The sequence below is a fragment of the Kitasatospora sp. NPDC089913 genome (genome assembly GCF_044748625.1).
In the GTDB taxonomy this organism is placed as follows: Bacteria; Actinomycetota; Actinomycetes; order Streptomycetales; family Streptomycetaceae; genus Kitasatospora.
Map to the genome: position 1 here is coordinate 34098 of NZ_JBIVGI010000030.1, position 25959 is coordinate 60056.

Annotated in this window: 21 protein-coding genes; 10 read left to right on the forward strand and 11 right to left on the reverse strand. The window is 73.3% G+C overall.

The annotated features are described in order from the left end of the window. Positions 1 to 106: 106 nt before the first annotated feature. From ACIPYS_RS33075 to ACIPYS_RS33085, 3 genes are read right to left on the reverse strand one after another with little or no spacing between them, the layout of a single operon-like run. Positions 107 to 709, reverse strand: coding sequence for a hypothetical protein (locus ACIPYS_RS33075; RefSeq protein WP_400753177.1), 603 nt, complete (start codon positions 707 to 709; stop codon positions 107 to 109). Beyond that, positions 706 to 1065, reverse strand: coding sequence for a hypothetical protein (locus ACIPYS_RS33080; protein ID WP_400753180.1), 360 nt, complete (start codon positions 1063 to 1065; stop codon positions 706 to 708). Before ACIPYS_RS33080 ends, ACIPYS_RS33075 begins: the two co-directional genes overlap by 4 nt. After that, entirely contained in the window at positions 1062 to 6125 is a 5064-nt protein-coding gene (locus ACIPYS_RS33085) for a caspase family protein (protein ID WP_400753183.1), read from the reverse strand. Before ACIPYS_RS33085 ends, ACIPYS_RS33080 begins: the two co-directional genes overlap by 4 nt. A gap of 127 nt (positions 6126 to 6252) precedes the next feature. Here ACIPYS_RS33085 and ACIPYS_RS33090 point away from each other — a divergent pair, with 127 nt between their 5' ends. Beyond that, positions 6253 to 7287 (forward strand): enoyl-CoA hydratase/isomerase family protein, encoded by a 1035-nt coding sequence (locus tag ACIPYS_RS33090; protein WP_400753186.1) that lies wholly within the window; start codon positions 6253 to 6255, stop codon positions 7285 to 7287. Between the two features lie 133 nt (positions 7288 to 7420). Beyond that, positions 7421 to 8200, forward strand: a complete 780-nt coding sequence (locus tag ACIPYS_RS33095; RefSeq protein ID WP_093859709.1) for an enoyl-CoA hydratase — start codon at positions 7421 to 7423, stop codon at positions 8198 to 8200. A gap of 51 nt (positions 8201 to 8251) precedes the next feature. Here the strand turns inward: ACIPYS_RS33095 and ACIPYS_RS33100 are convergent, their stop codons facing one another. The 3 genes from ACIPYS_RS33100 to ACIPYS_RS33110 all read right to left on the reverse strand — a co-directional run bounded on the left by ACIPYS_RS33100 (position 8252) and on the right by ACIPYS_RS33110 (position 10326). Beyond that, positions 8252 to 9394 carry a methyltransferase domain-containing protein gene (locus tag ACIPYS_RS33100; protein WP_400753190.1) on the reverse strand — a complete coding sequence of 381 codons (1143 nt, stop codon included), beginning with the start codon at positions 9392 to 9394 and terminating at the stop codon, positions 8252 to 8254. Continuing rightward, positions 9391 to 9525: a hypothetical protein gene (locus ACIPYS_RS33105; protein WP_400753192.1), complete on the reverse strand. Its 135-nt coding sequence runs from the start codon at positions 9523 to 9525 to the stop codon at positions 9391 to 9393. Before ACIPYS_RS33105 ends, ACIPYS_RS33100 begins: the two co-directional genes overlap by 4 nt. Positions 9526 to 9846: 321 nt before the next feature. Continuing rightward, on the reverse strand, positions 9847 to 10326 hold the full coding sequence (locus tag ACIPYS_RS33110) for an ATP-binding protein (protein WP_400753194.1): 480 nt from the start codon (positions 10324 to 10326) through the stop codon (positions 9847 to 9849). Between the two features lie 157 nt (positions 10327 to 10483). On the opposite strand from ACIPYS_RS33110, the gene ACIPYS_RS33115 reads away from it, so the two are divergent. From ACIPYS_RS33115 to ACIPYS_RS33125, 3 genes are all read left to right on the forward strand, one after another. After that, on the forward strand, positions 10484 to 11788 hold the full coding sequence (locus tag ACIPYS_RS33115) for a hypothetical protein (RefSeq protein ID WP_400753197.1): 1305 nt from the start codon (positions 10484 to 10486) through the stop codon (positions 11786 to 11788). After that, the gene (locus tag ACIPYS_RS33120) at positions 11785 to 12330 is read left to right on the forward strand and encodes a GNAT family N-acetyltransferase (protein WP_093859713.1); all 546 of its coding nucleotides are present in this window, start codon (positions 11785 to 11787) and stop codon (positions 12328 to 12330) included. Before ACIPYS_RS33115 ends, ACIPYS_RS33120 begins: the two co-directional genes overlap by 4 nt. A gap of 262 nt (positions 12331 to 12592) precedes the next feature. Beyond that, on the forward strand, positions 12593 to 13261 hold the full coding sequence (locus ACIPYS_RS33125) for a class I SAM-dependent methyltransferase (protein WP_400753201.1): 669 nt from the start codon (positions 12593 to 12595) through the stop codon (positions 13259 to 13261). A gap of 162 nt (positions 13262 to 13423) precedes the next feature. Here the strand turns inward: ACIPYS_RS33125 and ACIPYS_RS33130 are convergent, their stop codons facing one another. After that, positions 13424 to 15250: an NAD-binding protein gene (locus tag ACIPYS_RS33130; protein WP_400753204.1), complete on the reverse strand. Its 1827-nt coding sequence runs from the start codon at positions 15248 to 15250 to the stop codon at positions 13424 to 13426. Between the two features lie 176 nt (positions 15251 to 15426). Between ACIPYS_RS33130 and ACIPYS_RS33135 the strand changes: the two genes are divergently transcribed. Further along, positions 15427 to 16026 (forward strand): HdeD family acid-resistance protein, encoded by a 600-nt coding sequence (locus ACIPYS_RS33135; protein WP_353653553.1) that lies wholly within the window; start codon positions 15427 to 15429, stop codon positions 16024 to 16026. A 99-nt stretch (positions 16027 to 16125) separates the two neighbouring features. On the opposite strand, the gene ACIPYS_RS33140 is transcribed toward ACIPYS_RS33135, so the two are convergent. Then, positions 16126 to 17604, reverse strand: a complete 1479-nt coding sequence (locus ACIPYS_RS33140; RefSeq protein ID WP_400753208.1) for a CoA transferase — start codon at positions 17602 to 17604, stop codon at positions 16126 to 16128. 137 nt (positions 17605 to 17741) lie between these two features. After that, complete coding sequence (locus ACIPYS_RS33145; RefSeq protein WP_400753211.1) at positions 17742 to 19130, reverse strand: cytochrome P450; 1389 nt, start codon at positions 19128 to 19130, stop codon at positions 17742 to 17744. Between the two features lie 356 nt (positions 19131 to 19486). On the opposite strand from ACIPYS_RS33145, the gene ACIPYS_RS33150 reads away from it, so the two are divergent. Continuing rightward, positions 19487 to 20338: a hypothetical protein gene (locus ACIPYS_RS33150; protein WP_400753214.1), complete on the forward strand. Its 852-nt coding sequence runs from the start codon at positions 19487 to 19489 to the stop codon at positions 20336 to 20338. A 461-nt stretch (positions 20339 to 20799) separates the two neighbouring features. Here the strand turns inward: ACIPYS_RS33150 and ACIPYS_RS33155 are convergent, their stop codons facing one another. Further along, entirely contained in the window at positions 20800 to 21159 is a 360-nt protein-coding gene (locus ACIPYS_RS33155) for a zf-HC2 domain-containing protein (RefSeq protein ID WP_400753216.1), read from the reverse strand. A gap of 58 nt (positions 21160 to 21217) precedes the next feature. Here ACIPYS_RS33155 and ACIPYS_RS33160 point away from each other — a divergent pair, with 58 nt between their 5' ends. Next, the gene (locus tag ACIPYS_RS33160) at positions 21218 to 21805 is read left to right on the forward strand and encodes a sigma-70 family RNA polymerase sigma factor (protein WP_286158623.1); all 588 of its coding nucleotides are present in this window, start codon (positions 21218 to 21220) and stop codon (positions 21803 to 21805) included. Positions 21806 to 21938: 133 nt separating this feature from the next. On the opposite strand, the gene ACIPYS_RS33165 is transcribed toward ACIPYS_RS33160, so the two are convergent. Then, on the reverse strand, positions 21939 to 22676 hold the full coding sequence (locus tag ACIPYS_RS33165) for a class I SAM-dependent methyltransferase (RefSeq protein ID WP_400753219.1): 738 nt from the start codon (positions 22674 to 22676) through the stop codon (positions 21939 to 21941). 309 nt (positions 22677 to 22985) lie between these two features. On the opposite strand from ACIPYS_RS33165, the gene ACIPYS_RS33170 reads away from it, so the two are divergent. Together ACIPYS_RS33170 and ACIPYS_RS33175 are read left to right on the forward strand one after the other, a co-directional pair. Further along, positions 22986 to 24440 (forward strand): MFS transporter, encoded by a 1455-nt coding sequence (locus ACIPYS_RS33170; protein ID WP_093859718.1) that lies wholly within the window; start codon positions 22986 to 22988, stop codon positions 24438 to 24440. 56 nt (positions 24441 to 24496) lie between these two features. After that, a complete protein-coding gene (locus ACIPYS_RS33175) occupies positions 24497 to 25858 on the forward strand; it encodes a cytochrome P450 (protein WP_093859719.1) in 1362 nt (453 codons plus the stop codon). Positions 25859 to 25959: the final 101 nt, after the last annotated feature.

Sequence of the window (25959 nt, forward strand, 5' to 3'; positions counted from 1 at the left end):
GGGCCCCGCCGCGGCACCACCCGCACCACCCGCACCACCCGCACCACCCGCAGTATCGGCACGACGGAGGGCGGCACCGGTCACACCGGTGCCGCCCTCGGTGCGCTCATTTCCCGCAGGAGTCAACGGCTTCCATTCCGGTCACGTCGACCTGAGGGACGGTCCGCTCCGCGCGGTCCGTCCCGGCTCGCAGCACGACCTCCGCCCGGTCCGCCCGGACCAGTTCCCCGCACAGCTCCGCGGTCCCGGTCCGCACCCGGACCAGGTGCGACGGGGGCGCCTCCGTGGTCGCCCAGGCCAGACCCAGCGCCCCCACGATCAGCACCAGTCCGACCGCGCAGCACCCCGAGGCCCGGGCCAGCGCCCGGGTCACCCGCCCCACCTCCCGCTCCGTCCAGCGCCGCAGCGCCTGCCCGCCGAGCAGGATCTCCTCGCCGGGCACACCGTGCGCCGCCCGGACCGCCAGCAGCGAGCCCGTCACCAGGAGCAGGAACGCCAGCGCGAGCAGCACCGTCGCCGTGTCGCCCGCCCAGTCCGGGAGCTGGTCGAGGCTGTCCCGGCCCTTCAGCAGCACCAGGACGGCGAGCAGCGCGGTCAGCCCGGTGAGACCGGTGCGCCAGCCCTCGGCCTGTCGGCGCAGCTCCGGGAGGCGGGTGAACTCCAGGTCCCGGGCGAGTTCGGCCCAGCGCCGGTCGGTACGTGCGGTCACGGGGCGATCCGCCAGCTGGCGCCGCAACCGACGAAGCGCACGTCGGAGGGGATGCTGGGATGCCCGTGCCCGCACTCGCAGAAGTGCACCTCGCCGTGCAGCGGCTCCGGCTCCGCCTGTGCGGTGCCGCCCGAGCGCCCGGAGAGGCGGTCAAACAGGCCCTTGGTGCCCGTGCCGGGGTTGCCGCGCCGGAACTCCGTGCCGGTCCGACCGTGGCAGCGCGGGCACGTCCCGGAGACGCGGACCGACCGGCCGTCCGGCGCGGCGGACTGGCTGAACGGGGTGCCGTCTACCTCGCCCAGGTCGGCCTCGGCGTAGGGCAGGTGGTGGTCGTGCGGGGGCGGGGTGGTGCTCATGACCGTTCTTCCTCTTCGTCGTCTTCGTCCTGGACAGCGGTGGCGGCCGGGAGTTCCAGTCCGAACAGCCCCGCGTAGAGCGTCAGCCGGTCGCGGACCCAGCCGGGCGTCCCGCCGACTCCTTCGGCTGCGAACGCCAGCCGCTCGGGTGTCACCGGGCCGGTGAGCCCCGGGAGCATGCCGTCCAGGCCGACCGAGAGGATCGCGAGGTCCTGCCAGCACGGCTGGACCGGGGGGACGTCCGGGAACGTGCTGGGCGAGTCCTCCAGGACGCCGTAGGGCGAGATGCGTTGCCAGGTCCGGTCGAGGGGTTCGCCGAGCCGGCAGGCGATGCTGAGCAGGTCGAGCGGAACGAGCGGGGCACCCGGCGGGGAGACCCGGTACTTCGGGTCGAGAGCAGCGACGTCCCAGGGGTCGGGGACGGTCTCGGGCAGGCGAGCGAGATCCTCGGCCGACGGGTCTGGGACCAGGGCGCCGAGGGCTCGGAACGCTTCCAGCAGTCGGAACGCGTCCCGTACGCCCACCTGCTTCTCCTGGGCGTAGCGGATCAGCCTGGCGGCGTCGAGGCGTGCCCAGCGCGGGCTCTCGAACCACTCGTCGAAGTCCTCGTCGTCGGCCTGGTCGACCAGTGCCCGGCGCTCCTCCCAGGCCGGCCGGAAGTCCTTCAGAGACTGCGGCAGCTCCGGTGGCGCGAGATCCGGCAGTCCCAGCCTCCCGGTCTCCTCAGCGGCGATGCCCCACAGATAGCCGAGCGTCTGCCGCAGCTGCACACTCCCGGTGAGGAGCACGGCAGGTGTCGGCGGTACGGGATAGTCCGCCGCGTCGAAACCTGGGTCCATCCCTGAGAAGGCGTACCGGCTGGGCAGTGGAAGGTCGTCCCAGGCGTCCAGCAGCGCCGCAGCGTCGGGAATGTCCACGCCCGCGCCGCGCAGGTCGTCGACAACGGCCGCGCGGTCCTCCCAGGACATGGAGTACCGGCGGCTGAACGCGAGGTCCCGAAGGGACACCCCGTTCTCCAGCCGCACTCCGTCCTCCTGCAGCCAGCGCGCCGTGTCAGCCGTCTCCGGCTCGGGTATGAAGCCCCGAGCCACCGATCCTGACGCGTAGCGCCGCCGATGGACGACGCCGAGCGACGGCGCCACCTTGGCGATGACCTTCTCGGCCTTCCGCACGGTGGTCTTCCACTCGGCTGCCAGGCCGAGGGTCGCCGCCCAAGGGAACTCGGGCTGACCATCGGAGTTGACGAGCAGGTAGCCGAGGAGTACTTCGCGCAGGTCCGGGTCCAGCTCGGACCACGCGGCCGTCTCCTCCCGCGACGGGACCGCCCAACCCAGCCAGGCATGCCGGACCAGAACCTGCCGAGCCTCCTCCGGGGCGAGGCCGGTGCCCTCCGCGTGCGTCACCAGCTCCCAGGGCCCGGGTGTCGGGCCGACGATCCGCCCCTTCTCGTCCTTGACGTACAGGACGGAAATCTCCCGTGCGTCGCACACATGGCCGCGGGCGGCCGCAGGCACGTCCGGCAGCGGCCGGTCGAGGAACGGCGTGTACTCGGTGAGGCCCTCGACAAGCTCCCCCAGGCTCCACCGGCCCGTCGCCGAGACGCGGACCAGGCCCCGGTGGTCCTGCGGATCGTGCCGGTACCGGTTCGTGTCGGCGTTCAGGTGGCGGTCCTTGCCGTCCGGCCACAGCAGCAACTCGACAACCGCACGGCCGATGTGGCCCGGGACCCGGTCCAGGTCTCCCGGGCGGACTGCGGGGCCCGCTAGCTCCGGATGCGCCATCCGGAGGCCACGCAGCGCCCGGAGTACCTGGCCCACGGTCCATCCATGTCCCCCGGCCAGCTGCACCACGCGGCGCCAGTCGCGGGCCTCGCCCTTCGCCAGCCTGGCCCAGCCGGGCTCCGGTACCGGATGCCCCTCCAGGGAGCGCGGGGTCGCCAGGTCGGACACAGCCCAGCGCAGGTCGTGGACCGCTGCCCGCCAGGGACCGACCGTGGGGTCGATCCGCTGCCGTGTCTCCCCGGGCCTCGGCGAGGCCACCTGGCTGTCCGGCGGGAACCAGCCCACTCCGTCCAGGTCGACCGGCCCGCCGATCTGCCGCCGGACACGCACCCCCCGGCCGGCCCACCTCTCTGCGATCGCCCGGGCGGCTGTCAGGTTCTGGGTCTCCAGGGCCCACAGCCAGTCGGCGGTGAGGGCTCCCCAGCCCGCCAGTGCCGGGGCGCCGAGACACCACTGCTCCAACTGCCACGCCTTGTCGTAGGACTCCAGCTTCTCCCGGTTGACGCTCAGCCTCCCCGCGTGGGCGCCGGTCAGGTTGAGCACATAGCCGTACGGGAAGGCGTCCGCCGTGATCCCGTCGCACAGGATCGCTCCCTTGTCACGGACCCACCACAGGGTCCCCGGGACGGCCTCGACCGCGCTGTCGGCCTCGACCGTGTGCTTACCACTACCCGGCGCCAGCACGCCGGGCTCCCACACCCAGGGCATCCCGGAGTCCCCCCGCACCTCCAGCCGGAATTCGCTCACGAACACGACCGACCGCAGCGCCTCGACGCACGCGTCCCCGGTCATCAGGCCGGGCTTCAGGTACAGCCGGACGGCGGTGCCGCCCGCGGCCAGTACGGCCGCCGCCCCGGCATCGGCCTGTCGGATCCGGAACAGGCTGCCGCTGCCCGCGATGTCCACCCGCATCGCCTCGGCGGCCGGGCGCCCGTCGGTCCCCACCGGGCGGGTCGTGATCGTCATCTCGTCGGCCAGCATGAAGTAGCTGAACACCCCAATACCGAAGCGGCTGTTTGGGTAGAGCCGCAGCGTGCTGTCCTGCCGGAGCCAGGCCGCCTGTTCGCGCCGGAACTCGCCGGACTGCTCGAAGCGGCGGCCCGCGCGGGTGAACGTCCCCTTCAGCTGCTCGGCGGTCATACCGACACCGTTGTCCAGGCACTCGACGTAACGGCCCCGCTCGTCCTCGCCGGTGACGATCCGGATGGAACCGCTCCAACCGCCGGTGCCGCGGCCGCACACGCCCAGGTACCGCTCGCGCATCGCCCGGTAACGGCAGGCGTCCATCGAGTTCTGGTACAGCTCGCGGAGGGCGGCCTCGTGCCGTCCGCCGTACAACTGCTCCCCCATGAGCAGCCGCCGCACCTCGGTCTGGGCCAGCGAGAAACGCAGGAGCGGCGTGTCGTACGCCCGGCGGCCCGACTCCTCCGCCGGCCGCAGCCCGCCGTCGGTCACCCGGGACGGCAGCCCGCCGAGCAGCACGGCCTCGGCGGCGGGCAGACGGCGTTCCTCCGTCGCCAGCAGCTGGACGAGTTCGTCGGCCTCCTGGACCACGGCGGCGAGGGCCGCGTGGATCGCCGGGTGCGGGCAGACGGCGTCGAGTTGCAGCTCCCGGACCGGGCCGACCCGGTCGCCGGTGTCCCAGTGGGCGTTCTCCAGCGCCGACAGCACCTCGCGCGGGAGCACCGAGTCGGAGACCGCGAGATGCTCGGAGAGGACGTCCGGCAAGGTCCGCGCGTCCAGGGCCAGCAGCCCGGCCAGCCGCACCAGGGCGGTCAGCGGCCGTACCCGCAGCGGACGGGCCTTCCCGCGCACCACGTGCCGGTCGGGGCAGGACACCTGGCCCTGGTCGGCGAGGTGTCCGAGCGACAGTCCGGCCGCGATCGCGCGCAGTGCGCCCGCCAGTTCCCCGGCCCGGCCGCCGTCGCCCCTCCCGTTCGGGTTCCCGTCCCCGAGCAGGGCGGCCGCCGCCTCGTCGCCCAGGGCCGCCGGTACCGCCTGCTCGTCGGTCTGGAAGCGTTCGGCGATCCAGCGGTGGACCAGCCAGAGGACGGTGGCCTCCGACTCCGGTTCGACGCCCTCCCGGGGGCGGTGCCGCTTGACCTTGTCCGTGACCTGGGGGTACTGCTCCAGGACCAGTTCGTAGTGGCGCCTCGGTTCGTCCGCGGCCGAGAAGTGGTGGGCGAAATGCGGGTAGAGCTCCTGGGCCTGGCTGAGCCGTCCGGCCCAGGCCGCCTCGTGGGCGAACACCGCCGCGACGAGCGCCGCCACCTCCAGCGCCGACAGCCGCGCGTCCCTCGACACCAGCTGTGGCAACCGGTCGCGCAGCAGCCTGACCGGGAAGTCGTCGTCGGCCCACGGGTCGGGCAGCCGCTTCTGCGCCCGGTCGACCTGGCGGGCGACGCTCTCCACGAACACGGTCAGGCTGTCCTGGAGCGCCTCGGCCTCCTCGTCCTCGGCGTCTGCCACCAGCGCCCACAGCGCCGGTGCCCGCACCGCCTCCGACCACGCCCCCAGCAGCCGCCGTCCATCGGCCACGACCGCCGACCGGGTCTCCTGCTCACGGTCGTTGCCGTAGTAGACCTGCGGCAGTTGGGCTCGCCGCGACGACTCCCTGGTGAGCCCGTACGCCGTCCCGAACACCTCCTCCACCGTCGTCGACTCGCTGAGCGGGTCGAACGCCCGGGCCAGCGCGGAGGTGAAGAGGCTGCCGTCCGCGGTGAAGCCGCTGCGCTCCCCGGGTCCGCACCCGGTCATCACGACGAAGCCGCTGCCCGGCGGGCCCTGGGTGATCCGGCTGCCGAAGACCGCCTCCCCCTCCGCCTCCGCCGACCGGCAGGCGTCCATGACCCAGAGCACCGTGCCGGCCCGGCAGTCCCGCAGGTACCGGCTGATGTCCGCGTCCAGCAGGGAGTCCAGGATGTAGGGCTGGTCCCAGTCGCCCTCGCCGGTGTCCTCCAGGGGACCGCGGGCGTCGGCCGGGACCAGGTAGTCGGTGGCACCGATCCGCACCCCGTGCCCGGTGAAGTACAGCAGCAGAGTTCCGCCTGGCCCGGCCCGCCGCGACGCCGTCGTGATCCGTTCGGCGATCTCGCTCCGGCGGCCGTCTTGGACGACCTCCACCTCGGTGTAGCCGCTGCCCTCCAACGCCGCCTTCAGCACCCGCAGGTCGGCCGCCACCGTCGGCGCCAGCGACGGCAGGACGTGCGCAGTCGCCGGCGCGTCCCCCACCCCGATCAGCAGCGCCGTCCGTGCCACGGCGCCCGTACTCTCCCCCACCCTGCCCCCTCGCTCGCCCCTGCCCCGTCCCCGACGGACGCCCATGATCGCACCGACCGATGCCGTCGCCGACACCAAGTACGGTGTCCGGAGGATCGGTCGGCGACGACGGACGGGAGTGGGGACGATGGGTGACGAGGTTCGGGCCCGGCGGGACGGCGGGGTGGGGCGGATCGTGCTCGACCGGCCCCGGGCGCTCAACTCGCTGACGCACGGCATGATCCTGGACCTGCGGGCCGCGCTGGACGCCTGGGCCGAGGACGACGCGGTGCGGGTGGTGGTGCTGACCGGCGCCGGGGAGCGTGGTCTGTGCGCGGGCGGCGACATCCGGGCGTTCCACGACGACGCCAAGCTCGGCGGGGCCGGCACGCGTGCGTTCCTGCGCGACGAGTACCGGTTGAACGAGCTGATCTCCCGCTACCCGAAGCCCTACGTGGCCGTGATGGACGGCATCACCATGGGCGGCGGCGTCGGTGTCTCCGCCCACGGCTCGGTGCGGATCGTCACCGAGCGTTCGGTGGTGGCGCTGCCGGAGACCCGGATCGGCCTGGTGCCGGACGTCGGCGGCAGCCGGCTGCTGTCCCGCGCGCCCGGCGAGCTGGGCACCCACCTGGGGCTGAGCGCCGCCTCGATGACCGCCGGGGACGCGCTGCTGTGCGGGTTCGCCGACCACTATGTGCCCTCGGCGAACCTGCCGGAGCTGCTGGCCGCTCTCGACGACGGGCCGGTGGCGGAGGTCGTCGCCCGGTACGCGGAGCCCGCTCCGGCCGCGCCGCTCGCGGAGCAGCGGGAGTGGATCGACGCCTGCTACGCGGCCGACAGCGTGGAGGAGATCGTGGCCCGGCTGGTGGCCAGTGGCGTGCCGGCGGCCAAGCAGGCCGCCGAGGAGCTGGCCGAGCGCTCGCCGACGATGCTCAAGGTGACGCTGAGCGCGCTGCGCCGGGCCCTGTCGCACGGCTCGCTCGCGGAGAGCCTGGAGCAGGAGTACCGGGTGTCCTGCGCGGCGGTCGCCCACCACGACCTGGTCGAGGGGATCCGGGCGCAGGTGGTCGACAAGGACCGGAATCCGCGCTGGTCCCCGGCGACCCTCGCCGAGGTCGACGAGCGGGCGGTGGCCGCGTTCTTCGAGCCGCCGGCCGACGGTGACCTGCGGCTGCGGTGACCGGACGGCCCGTTCGACGGGTGACGACCGTCTCGCGGATCGAGACTGGCGCGAGGCGGCCCGTTTCGGAGATCGTTGGACGGTCCTGGCGCGCCCCGAGCGGGGCCGAGCAGCGGAATGGGAGTCAACGGCGATGACCGAGACCTACGAGACGATCCTGGTGGACCGCAAGGGCCGGGTCGGGCTGATCACGCTCAACCGGCCGGAGGCGCTGAACGCGCTCAACACCACGCTGATGAACGAGGTCGTGGCCGCCGCGACCGCGTTCGACCGCGACCCGGAGATCGGCTGTCTGGTGATCACCGGCTCGGAGAAGGCGTTCGCGGCGGGCGCGGACATCAAGGAGATGCAGGGCAACAGCTTCCCGGACGTCTACCTGGACGACTGGCTCGGCCCGTGGGACCGCCTGGGCAACCTGCGCAAGCCGGTCGTCGCGGCGGTGGCCGGCTTCGCGCTGGGCGGCGGCTGCGAGCTGGCGATGCTGTGCGACATCCTGCTCGCGGCGGACACCGCGAAGTTCGGCCAGCCGGAGATCAAGCTCGGTGTGATTCCGGGCATCGGCGGCTCCCAGCGGCTCACCCGCGCGGTCGGCAAGGCCAAGGCGATGGAGCTGTGCCTGACCGGCCGGATGATGGGCGCCGAGGAGGCCGAGCGGGCCGGCCTGGTGTCCCGGATCGTCCCGGCCGACCAGCTGCTCGCGGAGGCCCTCGCCACCGCCGAGAAGGTCGCCGCGATGTCCACCCCGGCGAGCATCATGATGAAGGAGAGCGTCAACCGCGCCTTCGAGACCACCCTCGCCGAGGGCGTCCGCTTCGAGCGCCGCCTCTTCCACGCGGCGTTCGCCACGGCGGATCAGAAGGAAGGCATGGCGGCGTTCGCGGAGAAGCGCCCGGCGGAGTTCAAGCACCGCTGATGTGTTTGGAGGAGGCCCCTTCGTCGACCGACGAAGGGGCCTCCCCGGTCCTCAATCCTCCTTCCTCACGGTCTGGGTGGGATCGTCGAGCCAGGCCCGCTGCCCTGCGGCCGTGACGGTCAGCCCGAACCGTTCGGGCCCGGGTCGGCCCTGCTCCTCCCACCAGCGGTGGGCCTCCTCCACCTCCACCCAGAGCCGACGCGGCCCGTACTGGCGCACCGCGCCGTCGAGGTCGACGGCGGCCCAGGAACGGGCATCGGTGGTCGCAACCCAGACCCGGGCGGCGTCCTCCTCCCACGCGGTCCACACATCACCGAGGCGCAGGCCCAGGGCGAACCGGGCCTCCCAGGCGTCACCGGTGACGAGTGGCGGGTCGAAGGAGGTCCGGCTCTCCTCGGGCACGTGCTCGTCCCGCACCACATCGCGAAAGATCCGCAGGTCCTCGCGCTGGGTGCGCATCAGCATGAACGCGGAGTGCGGGCTGAAACGGCCCTGCGCCTGTTCTCTTTCGACGGTGAGCTTCAGCAGTCCCCAGCAGATCATCGGGTTGTCCCACGGCGTGAGGACGATGCCGCCAGGGCGGGTCTGCTCGACCCAGGCCCATGGGACGCGGCGGACCGAGCAGGTCGACACGATCCGGTCGTACGGGGCCCGGCGCCTCCAACCTTCGGCGCCGTCCCCACAGATCACGTCCACGCCGAGACCCGCCGCGTACAACAACGCCCGCGCCTGGCAGGCGAGGTCAGGGTCGATCTCGACCGACACGACGTTCTCGGGCCCGAGCCGGCGCGCCAGCAGCGCCGCGTTCCAACCGGTGCCGGCGCCGATCTCCAGCACCCTCAGGCCCGGCCGGAGGTCGAGGTCGCACAGCATCCGCACGACGATCGAGGGCGCGGAGGCGGAGGACGACGGCCACGGATCGGGCGACTCCTGGCCGTCGTTGACCTGGGTGACGACCGGAACATCGGCGTAGGCGGCGCCGAACCAGCGTCGGTCGTCACTTCCGAGGTCACACGGCTCGTAACCGCCGTCGTCGTCCGCCAGCCAGATCCGCTCCGGCAGGAAGCTGTGGCGCGGGACTGCCTCGATCGCCGCCCGCCACTCACGGGGAATCGGGCCGCCGAGCGCTTCGCCGACGGCCCGGAGCAGGCCGCGCACGGCGGCCTGCTCCGGAAGATGCACGGAATCCGTCACTTCTTGTCGTCGTCCTTCCGGTGCTTCGGATCGGGCAACGGCCGCGTCCCGTCGGGCGACGGCTTGGCGGTGCCGGGGTCCTTCTTGCCGCCGTGTTTGCCGTTGCTGTCCTTGTCGGTTCCCCAGGCCATGGGTTCCTCCTTGTGGTGCTGTGTCTACCGGTCGGGCGGGCGGGGCGTGGGCGGGTTGAGGGGCTTGTGCTTCGGCGGCTTCGGGTCCGTGACGACCACAGCGGGACTCCTTTCGGGTGGAGGAGGGCAGGGTTCGGATTCCCCGTCTGTGCCGCCGACCCGGCGGCACAGACGGCGTTCAGTGGCAGTGGTTGATCAACACCAGCGCCGCAGCGAGGATGTGGAAAGCCGATGCCAGCGAGACCCCCTACGCGGCCCAGACCCGGAGGGGATCGAGTACGGGAGAAGAGCCGCTCGGAGACAGATCGCCGCACGACGGCATCACCGAGCGATCGCCAGATCGGCGTGAATGATCTTCCCGAAAGGGAGCCGCTTGGCACCCCAACGACCGTGCGTGAGGCTGTGAACCATCGCCAGGCCCCTACCGGACGTAGCCTGATCCCCGGCATCGACCATGACAGGCAGAACGCGCGAACCGTCACTGACGAGGATCCGGACGATTCGGTCGGTCGGACGGCGCACGGCCACCATCATGCGAGCCTGGCAGCCGGTCCTGACGGAGTTCGTCGCCAACTCGCTGACGACGAGCGACGCTTCATCCGTCAATACGTCAAGCCCCCACTCCCGCAACTTGGCACATACAAAGCGGCGTGCGACAGCCACCGACTCGGGCCGGTAGGGCAAGCAGACGGTCGCCGGCGCGGAGAACTCGCTGACCCCGGAGGAAGTGCCATCGGCGGCGGGAGGGCGCCGGCGGCGGCGATCATTCTGATCGGCCGGCAGCAGGGTTGGTGGAGACATCGAGGTCACTCCCTCGGGTGGTCCGATTGGGTCCTCCCTGGCGCACGGGGGCCGGGCGAGGTATTCCTAGTTCACCGCCCCGTGGCAGGGTGCGGGGCGGGTGCGACCGGACGTTTCACCGGACGTTTCGGGCTCAGGCGATATCTACAGCCCATGAGTGCGAGAGCAGTTGGGAGCTCCTGTGGAAGGACCAACACTGGCCGAGCTGCGAAAGGCCGCCGGATACACCCAGGAGACCTTCGTCGCCGCCTTCTCGGACATGGCGCAACGCATGGATGTTCGAGCGATAGTGAGTGTCCGTCAGCTAAGGCGATGGGAGTCGTCCAGTCCACCGACGCCGCACAGTGGTCAACAGGACGTACTGGAAGCACTGTTGGGTGTTCCACTGGCTGAACTCGGGTTCGTCGTCCCGCTGAGGCGGAGCCCGAGCCCGTCGAAGGACAGAAGCCGGGAGGATGACTTGCAGCGGCGGCGGTTCGTCCTCGATGCCGGAGCACTTCTGGGCGCTTCCGTCCTTCCGCCCACACGGACGGGGCGGCGCGTCGGCGCGGCCGATGTCCAGATCTTCCGCTCGAAGGTCACTGACCTGTACACAATCGATCACTCACAAGGTGGCCGCGTCGCCCGGCAAGCAGCCAAGCACACGCTTCAAAGCGTCGAGCGGGCCATGGTCGACGGGATATACCTCGAGGGAGTCGGCCGGGACCTTCACGCCTTGGCCGGGACGCTGCACTCCCACCTCGGTTGGATCGAATTCGACGCGGGAAGACCTGCGGCGGCTCGCTCAGCCTGCACCGAAGCCCTGACCGCAGCCCGCTTGGTCGGAGATCCACTCATGGAAGTGCGGGCCCTCGACAGCCTGTCCTTACTGGCGGTCGAACAGAAGAGACCCTGGGAGGCCATCGCTTCCTCGATGGCCGCCGAGAGACTCGCACAGGCCCGGGGCGGGCCGAAAGTGAAGTCCGTGGTGGCCCTGCGACAAGCGAGGGCTCTCTCGTCCGCCGGCGACCACGCGGGCGCCAGGCGCGCCCTCTCAACAGCGCTGGCATGGCAGGACCGATCGGACAAGGATGCCGACGCACCCCCTTGGACGGCATTCGCCGGCCAGGTCGAGGTGGACTACGCAACCGCTGCCTGGCATGTCGAGACTGGGCACATCGCACATGCGATCCCGTTCCTGCGTTCTGCAATCAGCCAGTTGGGCCCGACATACACGCGAAACGCCGCACTGTACCGAGCACGTCTCGCCGAGGTACTGATGAAGGCTGGTGATGTCGAGGAGGCCTGCCAAGAGGCAGTGGCCAGTGCCGGCGCCGCCAAGGGAATGACTTCGGCCAGGCTTGTCGACCGGCTGAGTACTGTGGCTTCCATGGCCCGTCAGGTTGATACAGCAGTAGCACGGGATTGCGTCGAGGAGCTTCGGGCGCTCGGAGTTTCGACACAGAGGCAGAGGGTTGCATGACGGTGACGATTCGCCTGCTCGGTGGCGAGCAGACTGCCCAGCTCGAGATACAACTGAGGGAGGTCTTCGCCGAGGCATTCGCGGAGCCTCCCTACAGTGAGGGGCCGGTCGATGTGGAGCGGGCCTTCCGACGGTTCCGCTCGCAAGTGCGGCGGCGGGGGTTCCGTGCGGCCATCGCCTTCGACGGCGACGATGTCGTCGGCATGGCCTACGGCTATCCGTTGTCGGCGAACACCGGCTGGTGGGACACGCTGATCGACGCCGCGCCGGACGAGCTCCGTCACGAGGACGGGCAACGTACCTTCGGAATCTTCGAACTGGCGGTCCAGCCCGGGTGGCGACGCCTCGGCATCGCCACCCGCCTGCACCGCGCTCTCGTCGACGGTCTCGACCATGCACGGGTGATGCTGAACACCCGACCGGAAGCCGCCTCCGCGCAGGCTGCCTACCTCTCCTGGGGCTACCGACGGGTGGGGTCGGCGATTCCATGGGAGGGCGCAGCACACCACGACGTGATGATTCTGGACCTGACGAGGCGATGAGCACATTGGCACTCCTAGAGGTACAGAAGCCGCAGGAAGCCTGGAGGCGAAACCTGATCCGATCGTGGCCGCCCTTCCGGGAAGGGCGGCCGTGACCGGGAACGAGCGGGCGCAGCGGCAGGTCGCCGTAGCAGGTGGCTCGGACATCGGCGTGGAGCGGCCGACCGGTGTCCAGAGCCACCGACCGGACGACCCGGGTGGCCCTGCCTCGACGCGCGAGGCAGGGCCACCCATCCGCCAGCTCCTCCTCAAGGGATTCCCGTTGCCCGTACAGCACGACATCGCATCCGAGCGCGAGCTCTGGGACACGTACGCGGCCGGCATCAGACCCGACGTGCTCGACGCCGGGCCGGTGTTCCGCTGGACCCAGTACGCCGACCACGGGCCCGGCTCCGAACTCCTCGGGTCACCGCGCAGCGCGCTGGAGATCGGCTGCGGCACCGGCCGCGCGTTGGCCGCGCTGGCCGAGCGGGGCGTGGAGGTCACCGGCGTCGATCTCTCGCCTGTCATGGTCGAGAAGGTCACCGAGCACTGGGGTCCTTCCGGCATCCGGATCCACTGTGCCGAGGTCCTGGACTACCTGAGGAAGACCGACGAGACATGGGACGCGGTCTATTCGGTGTTCGGAGCGGTCTGGTTCACCGACCCGCTGAAGCTGCTCCCCCTCATCGCCTCCCGACTGAGTCCCGGTGGCGTACTGGCCTTTTCACATCCTCCCGCCATCCCCGGCGCCTACGGTCCGCAGGGCATGTACAAGGGCGGTTTCGCCGGGAGGGCGCTGTACACGTACCGCTACTCCTACACACCGCGCCGATGGGTCGGCCTTCTCCGGCAGAGCGGATTCGAGTCGGCGGAAGCGACAATCCTCGCCGCCCCGACCGAGGGCCACATCGGCACGCTGATCGTTACGGGCAGGACGCCTGGAGCCTGAACTACAGGCAATGTGTCGGGGGGAGAGTCGCAATCAGTCCGACGGCTGTGCCGCCGGCCCGGCGGCACAGCCGTCGTTCGGTGGCAGCGCTTGATCAACACCAGCGCCGCAACGAGAACATGTGAGCCGCAGGAAGTCGGCGTGGCCGACTTCCTGCGGCTCTCAACTGTTCTCCGTCAGGGTCGTGTTGAGGCGGGCGAGGCCGCTGCGGGTGGTGGCCACCACCACCCGGTCGCCGGGTTCGAGGGTGCGGGTGCGGTCGGCGTAGTTCCAGTGCAGGAGTTGCGGGGCGCGGGCGAGACGGACTGCCAGGACCCTTACGCCGCCGGTGTCCTCCAGGTCGTGGCGGTTGAGGCCGATCAGGCCGGTGCCGAGCTCGGCGGTCAGCTCCGCGATCAACAGCACGTGGCGGAAGACCGAGAGGGTGCCCAGCACCTCGCGGCCCATCAGGGCGGCGGCGAAGGCGGGGGCCGCAAGGTACGAGGTGGAACGCGAGACGACGTTGTCCAGGGTGGCGTAGACGTGGCTCGCGAAGGAGTCGTCGAAGAGGCGCAGCACCACCCGGACGTCGGGCCGGACGGCGCGCGCCTCGAGTGCCGCCTCCAGGTTGGTGGCGTCGTCGCCGCTGACGGCGACGATCGCGCGGCTGTGCTTGAGGCGGGCGCGGCGCAGTTGTTCGGCGAGCGGGCCGTCGTCGACGACGACCGGGACGCCGAGGGCGCGGACGGCGGAGATGCCGCGGGCCTGCGGGTCGCTCTCCAGGCCGACCAGCGGCACGCCGAGGCCGTGCAGCTGCTCGACGACGCGGGTGCCGACGTTGCCGAGGCCGACGACGATGACGTGGTCGCGGGTGCCGGCGCCGGGGTTGCGGTGCTGGCCGCGGCGACCTGCGGCGAGAACCTCGACCATGATGGCGGTGGCGACCGGGGCGAAGGTGATGCCGCAGAAGGTGATCACCACCTGCGCGACCCGCTGCCAGGTGCCGCCGGTGCCGCTGCCGTCCCCCGCGCCCGGCTGGTCCGGCTGGGCGGCGCCGGCGAGGTCCAGCAGGGAGGCGTAGAAGGTCCAGGCGAAGTCGCCGTTGAGGTACCAGAGCAGACCGAACGAGAACAGCACGGCGGCCAGGGCGGTGATCAGGACGACCCGGAGGCGGGCGCTGGTGAAGAAGCGCAGGGTGTCGAGGAGCCGCCAGCGCAGCCGCCGCCACCAGGGGATCCGGACGGCGGGTTCGCGCGGCAGGGTCTGGAGTGCGGCGACGCCACCGGTGGCGGGGGACGGTTCGTCGGGGACGGGCGCGGGTTCGGTGGCGCGGCGGGCCTCGGTGGCGGAGCGGATGGGCCCGCCGTCGCCGAACTCGCCGGCCAGCCGGACGAAGGAGGCGGAGTCGCCCTCCTGGTCGGGCAGCAGGCGGATCCGGCCGAGGTCCTGGCGGTCGATGCGGTCGGCGACGACGCAGATCCGGTCGGCGGCTATGTCGTCGTCGTAGGCGATGTGCAGGAAGCGGTCGCCGACCTGGACGGAGTTGGGCCGGGACAGCGCGGCGTCGGCGAAGGCCGGGGCGGCGGTGGCGGAGCCGGAGAGCGCGGTGCCGTTCCGGAGCAGCCGTTCGATGTTGGAGCCGAGCCGCTGGTTGAACATCCGCAGCACGATGCGGATGTTCGGGTTGTGGCCCTGGGCGGAGAGCGCGGCGTGGATGTTCTCCTGGTCGTTGCCGTCGACGAATGCGATGCCGCGCGCGGTCTCGACCTGGACGGCGCGCAGGGCCTCCTCGGTGACGCCGGCGTACTCGACGACGGCGGCGACGCCGTCCAGTTGCTCGATCCGGGGTGCGTGGTCGCGGGTGCGGTCCGGGACGAGGACGACGACCGGTACTTCGTAGTGCTCGACGAGTTCGAGGACCAGGCGGTGGGCGAGTGCGTTGCCGCCGCAGACGATGTAGTGCTGACCGATCGGCTCGACCGGAGGGGTCCCCCACCCTTCAGAAGTCATATCGACGGATCTTATCGACGGTAAGTGAGGGTGGAGTGACGTTCGGGGAACCCCGGGGGAAATCCGATCGATCACCCGAACGGGTGCGCCCCGCGAGCACGGTGCGGCGCGGGCGGTGATCGTGAGGTGATCGCGAGGAACGCCGTCCGCCGCCCGCACCCCAGGAGGATGCCACCGTGGTCTCCCCGATCATCACTCCCGACGGTTCCCCGGTCCGGGGCCCGCTCGGCATGCTCGCCAAGGCCGCCTGGCAGGTGCTGCTGCTCGCCGGGCTGGTCTCGCTCGCGCTCGGGATCATCGTGTTCGTCTGGCCGAAGCAGACGCTGTGGGTGGTCGGCGTGCTGTTCGGCCTCTATCTGCTGGTCATCGGCATCGTCCAGCTGGTCGCCGCGTTCGGCACCCACGGCAGCACCGCGATGCGGGTGCTGGCCTTCATCAGCGGCGCACTCTGCGTACTGCTGGGCCTGCTGTGCTTCCGCAGCGCGGCGCAGTCGTTGCTGCTGCTGGCGATCTGGATCGGCATCGGCTGGCTGTTCCGCGGTATCACGCAGTTGGTCGCCGCGCTCTCGGACGAGACGATGCCGGCCCGCGGCTGGCAGGCCTTCGCCGGTGCGGCGAACACGCTGGCCGGGGTGCTGCTGATGGTCTGGCCGGTCGGCTCGATCAAGGCGCTGACGGTGCTGGCCGGGTGTTGGCTGCTGTTCCTGGGGCTGGTCGAGATCGTGACGGCCCTCCAGGTGCGCAGTTCCGCGAAGCAGATCCCGTCCGGCGTCTGACGAAGCGACGGCGACTCGGCGGGACAGCGGCACGGCGGGACGACAGGGCGACAGGGCGACACGACGGCGGGCCCGGGCCCGCCGTCGGCGCGTCGGGCGTCAGCGCCAGACCGGGGCGTCCGTGCCCCACCGGCCCGGCGGGCGGGACCAGTCCGCCGGGGCGCCCGCGTAGCCGATGGGCGGGCAGGCGTGGCGGAGCCGGCCGTGGGCCGACCCGTCGGTCTCGGTGATCCACCGGGCCGGGTCGTAGGGCTCCTCGTTCGGCAGGACGTGCGGGTCTGCGGTGGGGGGGATGCCCTCCAGCAGCCAGCAGGCGGTACCGGCCAGGGAGTAGCGCAGGTGGCGGCTCCCCGGCCGGCCGGTGCGCTGCTCGGTGAGGGCGCGCAGGACCCCGGCCGCGATCAGGTAGCCGGTGCCGTGGTCGAGGGCCTGGGCGGGCAGGACACCGGGACGGCCGTCGGCGCCCGCCTCGACGAGGGCGATGCCGCAGCCCGCCTGGACCAGGCTGTCGAAGCCCCGGCGTCCGCTCCACGGGCCGGTCCACCCCCAGGCGTTCAGCTCGACCACCACCAGGCCCGGCCGACGGGCGAGCACCTCGTCGGGGGCGAGGCCGTACCCGTCGAGGGCGCCGGGGCGGTAGCCGGTGACGACGACGTCGGCGGTGGCGAGCAGGTCCTCGAACACCGCCCGGTCGGCCGGAGCCGCGAGGTCGAGGCGGGTGGAGCGCTTGCCGAAGCCGGTGTCGGCGTGGGCGTCCTCGGCCTCGGGCAGGCCGGGCGCGTCGACCCGCAGCACGTCGGCGCCGAGCAGGGCGAGGGTGCGGGTGGCGACCGGTCCGGCGATGACCCGGGTGAGGTCGAGGACACGGATCCCGTCGGCCGGCAGGCCGGCGGGGGCCAGGGGACGGGGCGCGGCCTCGTCGACGGTCCGGCGTTCGACCAGTGGCAGGGCCAGCTCCCGGACCGGTGCGACCGCGACGGCGAGCGCTCCCGCCGCGTACGCGCGCTCCTGGACGACAGCGGCCGGCTGTTCGCCCAGCACGGCGGCGAGCCGTTCGGGCCCGGTGCCGGCGGGCAGGCCGAGGGCGGTGAGCAGCCGGTCCCGGTGGTGGGGGTAGTTGGCGTGGGTGCGCAGCCAGCCGTCGGCGGTCTGCCAGAAGCCCGAGAGCGGCGCGAAGGCGACCGGGGCGCGGCCGTCGATCCGCAGGTGGCGTTCGCTGACGAAGGCCGTGGCGACGGCGCCCTGGTCGATCCGGACCTCGGCCACCGTGCCGGCGGACCCCGCACCACCGGACCCCGAAGCACCCGACCCCGGGCCGCCCGAGCGCAGCGCGGCCAGTTCGGCGGCGGCCAGCGAACAGGCGGCCACGGTGGCCCGGGCCAGCCGCCGCACGGGCAGTCGGGAGGGCAGCACCGCGTCCGGGCCGTGGAAGGAGACCCGGTCCAGCAACGCGGCCGGTCCGCCGAGCGCGGTCCAGGCGTCGGCGGTGGGCCCGTCGACGCCGGGCGGCGGCGCGTCGGCGGGGACGGGACCGGAGACGGGGTCGGGGGCCGGGGCGGGGAGCGAACGGTCGGTCATGTCGGCATTGTGCGCGTCGGCCTGGGCGGTCGCAGTGACCTCGGCCACCTTCCGACGTGTCCCGGCGGTGCGCCTGGCCCGGGGCCGACGGGGCAGAACCGGACCAGAAGCGGGGTCGGCAGCAGGTCGGCGGCGGGTCAGAAGGTGAACCGGAGCGCGCGGACCCGGTGGTCGAAGCTGGACGGCGCGATTTCCGGTTCGCCGACCGACCGGGCCTCGGGGAGCCGGGTGAACAGCTCCCGGTAGAGCACTTTCATCTCCTGACGGGCGAGGTGCGCGCCGAGGCAGTAGTGCGGCCCGCCCCCGCCGAAGCCCAGGTGCGGGTTGGGGGTGCGGGTGATGTCGAAGGCCCCGGGGTCGGCGAACACGGTCTCGTCGTGGTTGGCGGAGCCGTAGTAGAGCACCACCTTCTCGCCCGCCCGCAGCAGCGGGCCGTCCGGGCCGCCGAGCCGGTGGTCGACGGCCAGGGTGCGGCGGAACTGGATGATCGGCGTGGAGTGGCGGACGATCTCGTCGACCGCGCCGCCGAGGTGCCGGTCGAGGTCGCCGAGCAGCAGGGCGCGCTGGCCGGGGTGGGCGGTGAGCAGGTGGAGGCCGTGGGCGAGGGCGTTGCGGGTCGTCTCGACGCCGGCGACGAGCAGGAGGGAGAAGAAGGCGCCGAGTTCGCGGCCGGTGAGGCGGCGGCCGTCGACGTCGGCGGTGACCAGGGCGGAGATCAGGTCGTCGGCGGGGCGGCGGCGGCGCTCCCGGCCGAGGGCGGCCACCGTGCCCTGCATCCGGGCCAGTGCCCGCAGTCCGCGGCCGGGCGTCCGGAGGCGCTGGAGCAGCGGGCGCGCGACGCCGGTGTGCTCGGAGGCGTGGTTGACCTGGTCGAGAATGACGCGGCGGATTTCGGCCGGAATGCCCATCATGTCGCAGATCACCCGGAAGGGGAGTTCGGCGGCCACCGCGTTGACGAAGTCCGGGGGGCGCTCGTGCTCGACCCGGTCGACCAGTTCGGTGGCGACCCGGCGGATGTCCGCCTCCACCCGGGAGAGCAGGCGTGGCGTGAAGGCGCGGGAGACGATCCGGCGCAGCTGGGCGTGCCGGGGGTCGTCCAGGTTCACCATCGAGTCCCCGAACAGGAGGCGGACCCAGCGGGCGGGTTCGGGCGTGGTGACGCCCGGTCCGCTGAGGAAGACGCCGGGGGTACGGCTGGCCTCGACCACGTCCGCGTGCCGGACCAGGGCGTGGAAGCCCTGGTCGCGGCCGCCCCGGCCCGGACCGGCACCGAAGCGGGCGGGGGCGGGGAGGCGGCGCAGTTCGGCGAAGGCGGCGGCACGGACCGTGGCGGGCAGCCGCCAGAAGGCCGGATCCGCGAGGTCGACGCCCTCCGGCCGGTCGACGGCGGTCGCGGAGCCGCCGCCCGCGCTCCCGGGCCGGACGTCCGCCCCGGACCGGACGTCCGCGGCCGCTCCGGCCGTCGCGCCGCCGGCCGTGGTCGCACCGGCCGCGGTCGCGCCGGCGCCGGATGCGGTGGTGCCCATCCCGGGCCTCCTGTCCCTGTCGCTCCCGTGTGCGCGGGATCACAGTGTGTGAGGTCACATTCAGTGCGTATCGGAACGAAGCTGTCAAACCGATATGACGGCATGAATAGCATCTTCCGGGACCAGTCGGGCGCGGGTCGGGCCTCCGTCCCGCCCCGGACCGTCGGGATCCGGCCACCGCGTGACACCCGCGTGACACCCCTTCCGTACCGGACGCCCCGGTGGCGCCGGAGGTGTCGGTGCCCGAACGGCCTGCCTCGCCGGGACCCGCCCGAGGTGCCCGGACGTGCCGTCACAGGGGTGGAACCGGCCAATAGCGGAGGGTGCGGTACTGGTCGGCGGAGGCGAGTGCGACGATGAGTGTCATCGTGATGACCGACCGGATCCGCTCGCTGCGCGCCGTGGTCTTCGCCGCGCTCTGCGTGGCGCTGGCCGCCACGGCGCACGTCTCCATGTCCGGTTCCGGGGTTTCGGCTCCCGTCCTCGCCGGCGCGTTCGGTCTCGTCCTCGGCCTCACCTGGTTGCTGGCCGGCCGGCGTCGCGGGCTCACGGTGATCAGCCTCTGGATGGTGGCGGCGCAGACCGCCCTGCACCTGACCTTCGAACAGGCGGGCACGCTGTTCGCCGGTGGCGGCGCGGCCCGCGTTCCACCGACGGACTGGGCCTCGCTCCTGTTGTGCAATCCGGACGCGGCACCCACCGGGGTGACGCCCGACGACCTGGCCGTGATGGCCGGGCTCGATCCGGACGTCCCGCCGGCCGGTGTGCAGGCCGCGACCGCCGCGCACCACGCGCACGGCGCGGCGGCGGCACCGGCCCTCCCGTCCGGATCGGGCGCGGGGGTGACCGGTCAGGGCGTGGCCGGTCAGGGCATGGGCGGCCACGGCACGGGCGGACACGACATGGCCGCGCACGGCATGTCCACCGGCATGATCGCCGCCCACGTGCTCGCCGCGCTCGCGTGCGCGCTGCTGCTCTGGCGCGGCGAGACGGCGCTGGTGCGGCTGTTCGACCTGCTCGGCGCACTGGGCGCGGTACTGGCCGGGGCGCTGCTCGCACCGCTGCTGGCCCTGTTCGGCCGGCCCGCCGGGTACCGGCCGCCGGGAGCGCCGAGACCCGTCGGCAGCCGGACCAGGCTGCCGCGGCTGGTGCTGCTCTCGCACGCCCTGGTGAGGCGCGGGCCGCCCCGCGCGGTGTTCGCCCGCTGACGCGCCCTCCGCCCCCGGACACCGCCGGTGTCCCGAAGCGGTGGGCAGGTCGCCCCGCGCCGCAGCCGCGCCGCCGGGTACCGCCGCCCGTCCCGGACGACCCCGACCGACCGCGGACCACCGCACCGCCCTGCCGTCGCACCGACCCGCCCAGCCCCGCACCTTCTGCCGGAGGCCGGGCCGGGAACGGGACCGACGACCACGGACGGCGGCGGAGGCCGCCGGAGGCGGGCGACCCGGGAACGGCGCGCCGCCGGTACCGACGGACGCCGCCCGCGCGACCGGGGCCCGGGCCCGTGCGCGCCGACCGTTCCGCCGTTCCACCGGCCGGGGCTCCGGACGCGCGGCCGCCCACCGATGCCGACGGTTCCGCCCGCAGCGGGACCGCACCACCGTCTTCCCCTCGGGACTCCTCCATGTCTCACTTCGACGGCGCACCGGTCCGAACCGGCGCCACCGTCCTACCGCGTCCGCCCGTCGTCCCCCTGCCCGGGACGGCCCTCCACCCCGGCGGCGGCCCCGCCGCCGGGCCGCACCCGGTCCGGCTCCGCGCCGCCCTCGGGCTCGGCGCCACCCGCCGGCTCGGCGACTCCCGCCGGCTCCGCGCCGAGGCGAGTGAGGAGCCGCGCCGTCCACTGCGCCGACGGGTCGCCGCCGCTCCGGTCGGCGAGCAGCGGTCCGCGCAGCCGCTCCGCCCGCTCCAGCCAGTCCCGGCAGACCGCGCAGCGCGCGACGTGCTTGTCCAGTCGACGGTCCGGCACACCGGCCGGCTCACCGTCGAGGCGGGCCGACAGAGCGGTACGGAGTTGCTCGCATCTCATATGACCATCGTCCCGCACCTTCTTCGAGGTGGGACCGTCCGGGTAGGAGGCCGCCGCCGTGGATGACGAGCAGCTGACCGCCCTCGCCCTGGCCGCCCGCGAAGGGCGGTCCGCCGACGTCGAAGCCTTCGTCCGGGCCACCCAGCGGGACGTGTGGCGGTTCGTCGCCCACCTCACCGACGTGCAGTCCGCCGACGACCTCGCCCAGGAGACCTTCCTGCGCGCCCTGCGCAGCCTGCCCGGGTTCGCCGGGCGCTCCTCGGCCCGGACCTGGCTGCTGTCGATCGCCCGCCGGACCGTCATCGACCGCTACCGCACCGCCGCCGCCCGCCCGCGCTGCGCGGCGCTGCCGGACTGGCAGGAGGCCGCCGAACGGCAGGGCACCACGCCCGCCGCGGGCTTCGAGGACGGCGTGGCGCTCGGCGACCTGCTGGACCGGGTGCCCGCGCAACGGCGGGAGGCCTTCGTGCTCACCCAGGTGGTCGGGCTGAGCTACGCCGAGGCCGCCGAAGTGGCCGGCTGCCCGGTCGGCACCGTCCGCTCCCGGGTCGCCCGGGCCCGCGAGGAACTGATCGCCCGCCTGCGGGCCGCCGAGGCCGGGGAGCCGGCCCCGGGCGCGACGGCGGAACTGGCGGCCGCCTGCTGAGCGGCGCGCCAGGACCGCCGGACGGCGGGTGACGGATCCCGGGATCCGTCACCCGCCGTCCGGCGTGCTCCCGCCGTCCGTGTGCCCCTCCGCCCGGCGTGTTCCCTCCGCCCGGCGTGCCCCGGCCGCCCGGTCAGGCGCCGACCGCCGGGCGGCGCGCCAGGAAGACGAACTCCTTCCCCGGACGGTCCGGCGCCTCCCGCACCTCCGTCACGACGAACCCCTGCGCCGCCAGCTCGCCCTCGACCTCCTCCCGCTCCCGGAAGCGCAGCGTCGAGTCCGAGGTCAGCACCTGACCGTCCGCGGCGAAGACGAAGGTCCACCGGAACGTCACCAGCGGCCCGTCCACCCCGGTCACCCGCACCCAGCTCTCGACCGCGCCGACACCCGGGAGCTCCGTCACCCGGTGGGACTTCTCCCGGGTCCAGTCCTCCCAGGCGCGCGCGGCCGGGTCACGGGTCTCGAAGAGCAGATGGCCGCCGGGCCGCAGTGCCTCGAAGGCCCCGTGCAGCGTGCGCCGCCAGGCCGCCGCACCCGCGATCGCCTGGGCGACGTTGGCGGTCATCGTCACCAGGTCGACCCGCAGTGGCGGGAGGTCCGCGGCGTCGCCGTGGAGCCAGCGCACCCGCCCGCCGCCCGGCTTGGCCCGGGCCACGTCCAGCGAGGCCCGGGCGGGATCGACACCGACCACCTCGACCCCGCGGTCGGCCAGGAGGAGCGCGAACACCCCCGTCCCGCAGCCGATGTCCAGCACCCGGCGGGCGCCCAGCTCTCCGGCCAGCCGGAGGTAGGGGCCGAGATCTCCCCGGTCGGGGTCGAGCGGGTCGTAGATCGCGGCCAGCCTGGGATGTCCGAAGCATTCGTCAGCCATGCACTCGAACATATGACGGTGCGGACCCGACGCGGGCGGCAACGGCACAGGCCGCCCGCCGGGAGCCGGCGGCGGGCCATGGGCAACGCCGCACAGCCGGCAGCCCACAGCCGGCAGCGCACAGCGGGCAGCGCACAGCGGGCAGCGCACAGCGGGCAGCGGGCAGGATCGGCCACCGTGGGCATGATCCGGCCAAGCCTGAAAAATCCCCCACTTGTTCGGAACTCGAGCCGGGGTGTCTCCGACTGCTGTACCGGACGCCGCCGCCGAGGTGGTGTCCGGACAGCGCGGGGGAACGGAGGATGACCGATGGCAGCGCAGCAGTCGCCCGCCACCAGTACGTCGGGTGACGGCCCGGTCCGGTCGGAGGACCGGTGGAGTCTGGTCCTCGCCGCAGGGCTGATCTCCTTCGTCGCGATGCTCGACATGAACGTGGTCAACCTCGCGCTCACCGACATCGCGGACGCCCTCGACGTCTCCCCGACCACCGCCCAGTGGGCCGTGCTCGGCTACCAGCTCCCCCTGGTGGCCCTGCTGCTGCCCGCCGGACGGTGGCTGGACCAGGTCGGCATGCGCGCCGCCCTGCTGCTGTCGGTCGGCGGCTTCGCGCTCTGCAGCGCGCTGGCCGCCGTCGCGCCCTGGGCGAGCTGGCTGATCGCCGCCCGCCTCGCCCAGGGGGCCTTCGGCGCCGTGCTGTTCGTCCTGATGCCGGTCCTCGCGGCCACCGCCGTCCGCCCCGAGCTGCGCGGCCGCGCGATGAGCGTGCCCGCCACGCTGGGACCGCTGGGCGCCGTCACCGGCCCGGTCGTCGGCGGACTGCTGCTCGACCACGTCGGCTGGCGGGCGATCTTCCTGGTCAAGCTGCCGATCTGCCTGGCCGCCTGGCTGATCGCCCGCAAGGACGCCCCGCGCGGCGGCAAGCGGCTGCGGCTGCCCGACCGCTCCTCGCTCGGCGACGCCGCGCTGATCGGTTCGGCCGTCGCCGCCGTACTGCTCGGCCTCACCCTCGCGCCGGACGCGCCGCTCTGGCTGCTGCTCACGCTGCCCTCCGTGCCGCTGGTGCTGTTCTGGCTGCGCCGCCCCGGCGGGCGGCCGGTCGCCGGAGTGCTGCGCGCCTCCGGCACCGCCGCCGTCAACGGCTCGGTGCTGGCCCTCGCGGCCGGCTTCGCCGCCAACCACTACCTGCTCGCCCAGTACCTGCGCCGCGACGACGGCGAGAGCGCCACCAACACGGCTCTCACGATGCTGGCGTTCCCGCTCGGCATGGTGCTGGCCGGCCGCTTCGGCGGGCGGCTCGCGGACCGCTGGGGCGCCCGCCCGACGGCGCTGACCGGCGCCGCCGTGACGGCGTTCGGCCTGCTGCTGCTCGTCCCGGTCGACACCGCCTGGTCCCCGCTCGACATCGCCTGGCGGCTCGCGGTCGCCGGCGTCGGCATGGGCCTCAACGGCGGTCCGGTCCAGGCCCTGGTGATGAGCTCCGCCCCGCCCGACCAGCTCGCCACCGCCGGCTCGGCCGTCCAGCTGGCCCGCAGCCTCGGCTTCGCGCTCGGCCCCGCGCTGGGCACCGCCGCCACGCTCTACGGCACCACCGAGGTCGCCGGCATCCGGGCCGGGCTCACCCTGGCCGGAATCGCCGCCGCCCTCGCCGTCGGCCTCCTGACCCTGCACCACCGCAACAACCGCACCAAGGACGCCGCACCCGGCGGCAGCACCGGCGGCGGGAGCACCACCGGAACCGACCGGACGATCCGCAGCCGCGTGTGACCCACCGTCACACCTCTCCCAACGCACGGCAGATCCTTACCGGAGGAACAACCGCAATGACCGACACCGTCCACGACCCGACCGCGGCGGGCGAGACGCCCGACGGGGCACGCTGCCCGTTCGGGTACGACGAACTTCCAGATCCGGTGCCGCTGTTCGGACCGGAGTACAAGAGCGACCCGTACCCGCTGTACCGGCAGATGCGGGCCGCGGGCCCCGTCCACCGGGTGACCTTCCCGAGCGGCGTCGGCGCCTGGCTGGTCACCGGCTACAAGGCGGCCCACGCGGCGCTCAACGACCCCAGGCTCGGCAAGAACCACTCACTGGGCAACGAGGACTGGCGCAAGCTCGCCTCGATCATGCCGGAGCCGCAGCACTCCCAGCTCCAGGTGCACCTGCTGCACCAGGACCCGCCGAAGCACACGACGATGCGCAAGCTCGTCCTGGACGCCTTCGCACCGCGCCGGGTGGAGTCGCTGCGCCCGCGCATCCAGGAGCTGGCCGACGCCCTGGTCGACGAACTCCCGCCGACCGCCCCGGCCGGCGGCACCGACCTGGTCGAGGGCTTCGCGGCCCACTACCCGTTCCGGGTGCTGGCGGCCGTGATCGGCCTGCCCCAGGAGCTCGCGGTGCGCTTCGACCGCGACTGGGGCAAGGTGGTGCAACCGGTCGGCCCGCAGGACCCGGGCCGACCGGCGTACGAGGGCCGGCTGCACGGCCTCCAGGGCTACATCGCCGACGTGGTCGCCCACAAGCGTGCCACCTACGACCCCGCCGGGCCCGACGTGGACCTGCTCGGCCGACTCGTCGCCGCCTGCGACGCCGGCGAGTTGAGCCCCGAGGAGCTCGACTCCATGGTGTTCCAGCTGCTGGTCGCCGGCCAGGAGCCGGTCACCAACCAGATCACCACCATGCTGATCACCCTGCTGCGCCACCCGGAGCAGCTCGACCGGCTGCGGGCGAGCCTCGACCCCGACGCACCCGGCGCCGAGCCGGGCCTGCTCACCCGGGCGATCGAGGAACTCCTCCGCTACGACGGCGCGTTCGAGCTCACCACCTGGCGGTTCTTCGGGGCCGACAGTGACCTGCACGGCACCACCGTGCCGGCCGGGGACTCGGTGATCGTCTCGCTCGGCGCCGCCAACCGCGACGAGGAGCAGTTCCCGGACACCGACGTCCTGGACTTCGACCGCTCCCCCAACGCCCATCTGGCCTTCGGCCACGGCATCCACTTCTGCCCCGGTGCCGCCCTGGCCCGCGCCGAACTCCAGATCGCCATCGGCACCCTGCTCACCCGGCTGCCCGGGCTGCGCCCGTCCGTCGCCGAGGGAGAGCGGATCGACTCGCTCGCCTGGGTGCCCGCCGTCCTCGCCCGTGGAGTGAACCGGCTCCCGGTCGCCTACGACCGGCGGCACTGACCGCCCCGAGGACGCAACGACGCGTCTCCCCGCACCACCACAGCGTCCCGGCGACCGCCGCCGGGGCGTGGCTCCGCCTGCCCGAAGCCCGTACACCGTTC

What these genes read in the sequence shown, in the direction of transcription:
- ACIPYS_RS33145 (WP_400753211.1), bottom strand. Translation starts at nt 19,130, where the DNA reads ATGGGCACCACCGCATCCGGCGCCGGCGCGACCGCGGCCGGTGCGACC.
- ACIPYS_RS33130 (WP_400753204.1), bottom strand. Translation starts at nt 15,250, where the DNA reads ATGACTTCTGAAGGGTGGGGGACCCCTCCGGTCGAGCCGATCGGTCAG.
- ACIPYS_RS33140 (WP_400753208.1), bottom strand. Translation starts at nt 17,604, where the DNA reads ATGACCGACCGTTCGCTCCCCGCCCCGGCCCCCGACCCCGTCTCCGGT.
- ACIPYS_RS33170 (WP_093859718.1), top strand. Translation starts at nt 22,986, where the DNA reads ATGGCAGCGCAGCAGTCGCCCGCCACCAGTACGTCGGGTGACGGCCCG.
- ACIPYS_RS33175 (WP_093859719.1), top strand. Translation starts at nt 24,497, where the DNA reads ATGACCGACACCGTCCACGACCCGACCGCGGCGGGCGAGACGCCCGAC.
- ACIPYS_RS33090 (WP_400753186.1), top strand. Translation starts at nt 6,253, where the DNA reads ATGGGTGACGAGGTTCGGGCCCGGCGGGACGGCGGGGTGGGGCGGATC.
- ACIPYS_RS33155 (WP_400753216.1), bottom strand. Translation starts at nt 21,159, where the DNA reads ATGAGATGCGAGCAACTCCGTACCGCTCTGTCGGCCCGCCTCGACGGT.
- ACIPYS_RS33150 (WP_400753214.1), top strand. Translation starts at nt 19,487, where the DNA reads ATGAGTGTCATCGTGATGACCGACCGGATCCGCTCGCTGCGCGCCGTG.
- ACIPYS_RS33095 (WP_093859709.1), top strand. Translation starts at nt 7,421, where the DNA reads ATGACCGAGACCTACGAGACGATCCTGGTGGACCGCAAGGGCCGGGTC.
- ACIPYS_RS33105 (WP_400753192.1), bottom strand. Translation starts at nt 9,525, where the DNA reads ATGGCCTGGGGAACCGACAAGGACAGCAACGGCAAACACGGCGGCAAG.
- ACIPYS_RS33080 (WP_400753180.1), bottom strand. Translation starts at nt 1,065, where the DNA reads ATGAGCACCACCCCGCCCCCGCACGACCACCACCTGCCCTACGCCGAG.
- ACIPYS_RS33120 (WP_093859713.1), top strand. Translation starts at nt 11,785, where the DNA reads ATGACGGTGACGATTCGCCTGCTCGGTGGCGAGCAGACTGCCCAGCTC.
- ACIPYS_RS33165 (WP_400753219.1), bottom strand. Translation starts at nt 22,676, where the DNA reads ATGGCTGACGAATGCTTCGGACATCCCAGGCTGGCCGCGATCTACGAC.
- ACIPYS_RS33110 (WP_400753194.1), bottom strand. Translation starts at nt 10,326, where the DNA reads ATGTCTCCACCAACCCTGCTGCCGGCCGATCAGAATGATCGCCGCCGC.